General features: G+C 72.4%; 6 protein-coding genes. 1 reads left to right on the top strand and 5 read right to left on the bottom strand.

Annotated elements, in window-relative coordinates; all coding sequences use genetic code 11:
- Nucleotides 1-69: 69 nt before the first annotated feature.
- The 5 genes from CITRIK5_RS03210 to ftsY form a co-directional block, all read right to left on the bottom strand.
- Nucleotides 70-309: an RNA-binding protein gene (locus CITRIK5_RS03210; protein WP_029248213.1), complete on the bottom strand. Its 240-nt coding sequence runs from the start codon at nt 307-309 to the stop codon at nt 70-72.
- Between the two features lie 2 nt (nt 310-311).
- Nucleotides 312-734, bottom strand: a complete 423-nt coding sequence (rpsP, locus tag CITRIK5_RS03205) for a 30S ribosomal protein S16 (RefSeq protein WP_049146048.1) — start codon at nt 732-734, stop codon at nt 312-314.
- 200 nt (nt 735-934) lie between these two features.
- Entirely contained in the window at nt 935-2521 is a 1587-nt protein-coding gene (gene ffh / locus CITRIK5_RS03200; RefSeq protein WP_020628323.1) for a signal recognition particle protein, read from the bottom strand.
- A gap of 123 nt (nt 2522-2644) precedes the next feature.
- The gene (locus CITRIK5_RS03195) at nt 2645-3907 is read right to left on the bottom strand and encodes an ammonium transporter (protein ID WP_060973686.1); all 1263 of its coding nucleotides are present in this window, start codon (nt 3905-3907) and stop codon (nt 2645-2647) included.
- Between the two features lie 194 nt (nt 3908-4101).
- Nucleotides 4102-5310, bottom strand: coding sequence for a signal recognition particle-docking protein FtsY (gene ftsY / locus CITRIK5_RS03190; protein WP_182496698.1), 1209 nt, complete (start codon nt 5308-5310; stop codon nt 4102-4104).
- 38 nt (nt 5311-5348) lie between these two features.
- Here ftsY and CITRIK5_RS03185 point away from each other — a divergent pair, with 38 nt between their 5' ends.
- The gene (locus CITRIK5_RS03185) at nt 5349-6686 is read left to right on the top strand and encodes an MFS transporter (RefSeq protein WP_255477349.1); all 1338 of its coding nucleotides are present in this window, start codon (nt 5349-5351) and stop codon (nt 6684-6686) included.
- Nucleotides 6687-6730 lie beyond the last annotated feature (44 nt).

Here is a 6730-nt window from a genome sequence, read left to right as displayed (position 1 = left end):
GGGCGGGGCCGCAGACGACGACGGCCCGCCGGCCCGGTGAGGGGCGGGCGGGCCGTGCGTCACGGGCCGTCAGGAGCGGCGGTCGGTCTCCACCACGTCCACGCGGACGGGGTGGCCGGCCAGGCCGTCCAGCACGGTGCGCAGCGCGGTGGCGGTGCGACCCTGGCGGCCGATCACGCGACCCAGGTCCTCGGGGGCCACGCGGACCTCCAGCATGTCGCCGCGCCGCTGGGAGCGGGCGTCCACGCGGACCGCCTCGGGCGTGTCCACGATGCCGCGCACCAGGTGCTCGAGGGCCTCGGTCAGCATGGTCACTCGGACTTCTCGGCGTCCTCGGCCGGCGCCTCAGCGGCCTCCTCGGACTCGGCCGGGGCCTCCTCCTGCTTCGGCTCCTCCGGCAGGATGACCGAGCCCTTCTCGGGGGCCACGAAGGCCTCCTTCTCGGACTTGGACTTCAGGGTGCCCTCGGCGCCCGACTCGCCCTTGAACTTCTGCCAGTCACCGGTGACCTTCAGCAGCGCGGCGACCTGCTCGGTCGGCTGGGCGCCGACGGAGAGCCAGTACTGGGCGCGCTCCGAGTCGATCTCGATGAACGAGGGCTCCTCGGTGGGGTGGTACTTGCCGATCTCCTCGATGGCACGGCCATCGCGGCGGGTGCGCGAGTCCATGACGACGACGCGGTAGAACGGGGCGCGGATCTTGCCGAACCGCTTCAGACGAATCTTGACAGCCACGAGTGTGGTTCTCCTTCAGTGGATCTGGGGGGCCGGGGCACGACGCCGCGTGGGGGCAGCGGGCGTCGACGACCTGGCACACGGAACGGAGCGCAGCGGAGGATAGAGGGTCGTCCGGGCTCACGCTCAGTACCGTGCCATTCTGCCAGATCGGGCGGGCCGGTGCACACCCGGCGCGCCGCGACCGAGCAGCGGGCGGCTCAGCGGTCCTTGAGGTACTTCTCGAAGCCCGCCGGCAGGTTGAGGGTGGACGGGTCGAAGCCCTCCATGCCCGCGCCGTCGCGGCCGAACACCGCCCCGGCCTGCGCCTGGGCGGCGCGGGCGCGCCGCTCCTCGATCGCCTTGCGCTCGGCCGCGGCCTTGGCCGGGTTGCCGGACTTCACGCGATCGCGCTTCGCGTTCTTGCCCTTGCCCTTCGTCTTGCGGGAGGCGCCGCCCGGCATCCCGGGCATGCCCGGGATGCCACCGCCGGCGGCCATGCGCTTCATCATCTTCTGCGCCTCGGCGAAGCGCTCGAGCAGGCCGTTGACCTCGGACACGCTCACGCCCGAGCCGCGGGCGATGCGGGCACGGCGCGAGCCGTTGATGATCTTGGGGGCCACGCGCTCGTGCGGGGTCATCGAGTGGATGATCGCCTCGACGCGGCCGATCGACGACTCGTCGAACTGCTCGAGCTGCTGCCGCATGCCCTGGGCGCCCGGCATCATCATGAGCATCTTCTTCAGCGAGCCCATCTTCTTGAGCTGCTGCATCTGGGCGAGGAAGTCGTCGAGGGTGAAGTCCTCCTGGTCCGCGAACTTGCGGGCCATCTTCTCGGCCTCGCTGCGGTCCCAGTTCTGCTCGGCCTGCTCGATCAGGGAGAGCACGTCGCCCATGTCGAGGATGCGCGAGGCCATGCGGTCCGGGTGGAAGACCTCGAAGTCCTTCAGGCCCTCACCCGTGGAGGCGAACATGATCGGCTTGCCGGTCACGTGGCGGACGGACAGCGCGGCGCCGCCGCGCGCGTCGCCGTCGAGCTTGGTGAGCACGACGCCGGTGAAGCCGACGCCCTCGTTGAACGCCTGGGCCGTGGCGACGGCGTCCTGGCCGATCATCGCGTCGATGACGAAGAGCACCTCGTCCGGGTCCACGGCGGCGCGGATGTCCGCGGCCTGCTGCATGAGCTCGGCGTCCACACCGAGGCGGCCCGCGGTGTCGATGATGACCACGTCGTGGTACTTCGTGTTGGCCTCGGCGACGCCGTCGCGGGCCACCTGAACCGGGTCGCCGGTGGCGGCCTCGAACTCGGAGGAGACGCCGGGGTGCGGCGCGTAGACCGGGACGCCGGCGCGCTCGCCGCCGACCTGCAGCTGCTTCACGGCGTTCGGGCGCTGGAGGTCGCAGGCCACGAGCAGCGGGGTGTGGCCCTGGGACTTGAGCAGGTGGGCGAGCTTGCCGGCGAGGGTCGTCTTGCCGGCGCCCTGCAGGCCCACGAGCATGATGACGGTGGTGCCCGTCTTGGCGTGCTGGATGCGCCGGGTCTCGCCGCCGAGGATGCCCACGAGCTCCTCGTTGACGATCTTCACGACCTGCTGGCCCGGGTTCAGGGCCTGGGCCACCTCGGCTCCGAGGGCGCGCTCCTTGATCTGCGCGATGAACTGGCGGACCACGGGCACGGCGACGTCGGCGTCCAGGAGGGCGCGGCGGATCTCGCGTGCGGTGGCGTCGATGTCCGCCTCGCTCAGCCGCCCCTTGCCCTTGAGGCTGCGGAAGGTGGCTGTGAGGCGGTCGGACAGGGAGTTGAACACGGCGGGTGTGATCCTTCGAAGCGGGGTCGACTGATCCGGACGCGGTCGGTCGCGGGCGCCGCGGCATCCACCGCGGCGCCCGCCAAGCCTAGCAACCGACCGGCCTCACCCGTCCGCGGCGGCTCACCGCGCCTCGGCGGGGACGGGCACCCCGCCGAAGCCGACGTCGTAGGCCGACTCGTCGTGCAGGGTCAGATCGACGCCCCGCTCCTCGTCCTCCTTGCTCACCCGCAGGCCCATGGTCCCGCGCAGGACCAGGGCGATGGCGGTGGTCACCACGGCGGTGAAGACCACGGCGACGAGCACGGCCACCGTCTGGGCCACCAGGAGACCGGCGTCTCCGCCGTAGAACAGGCCCGCCCGGCCCTCGTCCGGCAGGGCGAAGAAGCCGATCAGCACGGTGCCCAGGATGCCGGCGGTGAGGTGCACACCGACGACGTCGAGCGAATCGTCGAAGCCGAGGCGGTACTTGAGGTTGACCGCGAGCGCGCTGGCCGCACCGGAGACCAGGCCGATCACCACGGCCCCCAGGGGGCTCACATAGGCGCACGCGGGCGTGATGGCGACCAGTCCCGAGACGATCCCGGACGCGGTGCCGATCGAGGTCGGCCGGCCGCGGCGCAGCCACTCCACGAACACCCAGCCGAGCATGCCGGCGGCGCCGGCGGCGAGGGTGTCCACCCAGATCAGTCCGAGCTCGTCGACACCGCCCGCCGCGCCCCCGTTGAACCCGAACCAGCCGAACCAGAGCAGGGCCGCGCCGAGCATGGTGAACGGGACGTTGTGCGGCCGGTGGCCGGGGTCCACGCCGAAGCCGTGGCGCTTGCCCAGCAGCAGCGCGAGCACGAGGGCGGCCACGCCGGCGCTGATGTGCACCACGAGCCCGCCGGCGAAGTCGAGGGCCTCCCCCAGGCGGGCGCCGATGGCGCCGTCCGCGGAGAGGAGCCCGCCGCCCCACACCATGTAGGCCAGCGGCGCGTAGACGACGGTGGTCCAGACGGGCACGAAGACGCACCACGTGACGAACTTGAACCGGTCGGCCACCGCGCCGGAGATGAGGGCGACCGCGATGATCGCGAAGGTGGCGCCGTAGGCCGCGGCGACGAGCCCGCCCTCGGCCATCGTGCCGGTCAGCCCGAGGTCACCGGCGGGGTTGCCCACCACCCCGGCCCACCCGTCGCCGCCGGTCATGCCGTGGACCCACAGGACCCAGACGACGCCGACGAGGCCCATCGAGACGAAGGACATCATGATCATGTTGAGCGAGGACTTCGCGCGGGTCATGCCGCCGTAGAAGATGGCCAGCCCGGGTGTCATGAGCAGGACCATCGCCGCGCTCGTCACCATCCACACTGTCCCTGCGTCCAGGACGTTCGACTCCTCCATGGGGGTCTCCTTCGGTCCGGGCCGCGAGCCGGGGGCGAACGCCCGTCCCGCGGCGTCGCTGCCCGGCCCCGATCGGGGCCGATGGAGGGACAATATCGGAGGAGTGGGCCACGCCACACGTCGATGACGTCTCCGTGACAGAACAGGGCCCCTCCCGACGTCGTCGGGAGGGGCCCTGGACCGGGTGCGGGACGTCAGTCGGCCAGCAGCGCGTCCACGAAGCCCTCGGCGGTGAACGGTGCGAGGTCATCGGGGCCCTCGCCGAGGCCGATCAGCTTGACGGGCACGCCGAGCTGGCGCTGGATGGCGATCACGATGCCGCCCTTGGCGGTGCCGTCCAGCTTGGTCAGCACGATGCCGGTGACGTCCACGACCTCGGCGAACACCTTCGCCTGGGTCAGGCCGTTCTGGCCGGTGGTGGCGTCGAGGACGAGCAGGACCTCGTCCACCTCGGCCTGCTTCTCGATGACGCGCTTGATCTTGCCGAGCTCGTCCATGAGGTTGGCCTTGTTCTGCAGACGGCCCGCGGTGTCCACGAGTACGACGTCGACGCCCTCGGCGATGCCGTGCTCCACGGCCTCGAAGGCGACAGACGCCGGGTCGGCGCCCTCCTTCTCGGAGCGGACGGTCTCCACGCCCACGCGGGCACCCCACGTCGCGAGCTGCTCGGCGGCGGCGGCGCGGAAGGTGTCCGCGGCGCCGAGCACGACGGTGCGGTCCTCCGCCACGAGCACACGGGCGAGCTTGCCCACGGTGGTGGTCTTGCCGACGCCGTTGACGCCCACGACCATGGTCACGGCGGGGCGGTCGCCCCTGCGGGTCGCGGCGAGACGGCGATCCATCGAGGGGTCCACCATGGCCACGAGCTCCTCACGCAGCAGGGTGCGCACCTGCTCCGGGTCACGCGTGCCCTCGACCGTGACACGGGCCTTGAGGCGGTCGACGAGCTCCAGGGTGGGCTCGGTGCCGAGGTCCGCCATCAGCAGCGTCTCCTCGATCTCGTCCCACACGTCGTCGTCGATGCGGTCCTGGGACAGCAGCGCCAGCAGGCCCTTGCCGAAGACGTTGTTGGACTTGAGCAGGCGGGCCCGCAGGCGGGCCAGGCGCGAGCCGGCGGCCTCGGGCCGCTCGTACTCGGGCTTCGCCGGGGCGGTCTCCACCTCCTCGACGACGGCGGGCTCCGGCTCGGCGACGACGGGCGGCGCCTCGTCGACCTCGGGGCGTTCCAGGACGGCGGTGGAGCCCGACGGGGCCGCGTGCCGCGGGCTCGGGCGCGGGTCGTCCGCGTCCCGCACTCCCTGGTACGAGCCCTTCGGCGGGGCGGGGCGCCGGTCCAGCAGGCCGACGAGCACGCCGCCCAGCAGCAGGGCGGCCACGACTGAGACTATGAGCACGATTTCCACGGACCCAGTCTGTCACACGGGCCGTCGCCCGCCCCGGGCTGCACACCCGGCACCGTGCGAGGATGGCGGTCATGCCGTCGTCGTCCGCCCGCTCCTCGCGGGTCCCCCTGCCCCGTGAGATCAAGGTCCTCGTCGCCGCCGCGTTCATCATCGCGATCGGCTTCGGCATCATCGCCCCGCTGCTGCCGCAGTACGCGGCGACGTTCGACGCGTCCGCCGTCGGGGTGGCCGCCGTCGTGTCCGTGTTCGGGCTGACCCGCCTCCTGTTCGCCCCGGTCTCCGGCAAGCTGACGAACCGGCTCGGCGAGACGCCCGTGTACATGACGGGCGTGCTGATCGTGGCCGCGTCCATGTTCCTGATCGCCTTCGCGCAGACCTTCCCGCAGCTGATCCTCTTCCGCGCGATCGGCGGCATCGGCTCCACCCTGTTCACCGTGTCCGCGATGGCGTTCCTGGCCCGGAAGTCCCCGCCCACGATGCGCGGCAGGATCTCGGGCGCCTACGCGTCCGCCTTTCTGATCGGCAACATCGTGGGGCCGATCGTGGGCTCCGCCCTGGCCGTATTCGGGTACCGGGCCCCGTTCCTCATCTACGGCAGCTCCCTGGTGGTGGCGGCGGCCCTCGTGTTCTTCCTGCTCAAGGACACCCGGCTCGCGGACCGCGCCGTCCGCGACGTCCGCCCCGCCATGCCGATCCGGGAGGCCCTGGCCAACCCGTCCTACCGGGCCGCGCTGGTCTCCTTCTTCGCCAACGGCTGGGCGACGTTCGGTGTGCGCAACTCGGTGATGCCCCTGTTCGCGGCGAGCGCGTTCGCCGGCACGGCGCTGCTGGGCTGGGAGGTGGACGGCGCGCTCATGGCGGGCCTGGCCCTGTCCGTGTTCGCACTCGGCAACGTCACGGCCGTGACGTTCAGCTCGCGGCTGTCCGACGTGCACGGGCGCCGGCCGCTGATCCTGACGGGCCTGCTCGTCATGGCCGTCACCACCGGGGTGATCGGCTGGATGAGCTCGCCCGTGCTCTTCCTGCTCGCATGCCTGCTGGCCGGCGCGGGCACGGGCACCCTGAACGCCCCGCAGCAGGCGGCCATCGGCGACGTCGTCGGCCAGGGGCGGCGCGCGGGCGCCGTGATGTCCACCGCCCAGATGTCCGCCGACCTGGGCGCCATCTCCGGCCCGCTGCTGGCCGGGCTCGTGGTGGACACTGCCGGCTACGGATGGGCGTTCGCGCTCACCGGCGGCGTCATCCTGCTCGGCGCGCTCGCGTGGTGGCGCGCCCCGGAGACCAATCTGCCGATCGTGCCCGGTGGGCCCCGCACCGGGTCCCTGCCGCTGGTCCGCCCGGAGGACGCCCGGGTGACCCCGCGCGAGGACGGGTGAAGTCGGGGGCAGGCACGAGGCCGCCGTCCCCGCGGGGACGGCGG

Origin of the sequence: Micrococcus sp. 116 (assembly GCF_902506395.1) — a bacterium.
GTDB classification, from domain to species: Bacteria; Actinomycetota; Actinomycetes; order Actinomycetales; family Micrococcaceae; genus Micrococcus; species Micrococcus luteus.
This window is presented reverse-complemented; position numbering and strand designations above follow the sequence as displayed.

Excerpts from the sequence above, each read along its gene's own strand:
- CITRIK5_RS03195 (WP_060973686.1), bottom strand. The coding sequence starts at position 3,907 with ATGGAGGAGTCGAACGTCCTGGACGCAGGGACAGTGTGGATGGTGACG.
- CITRIK5_RS03210 (WP_029248213.1), bottom strand. The coding sequence starts at position 309 with ATGCTGACCGAGGCCCTCGAGCACCTGGTGCGCGGCATCGTGGACACG.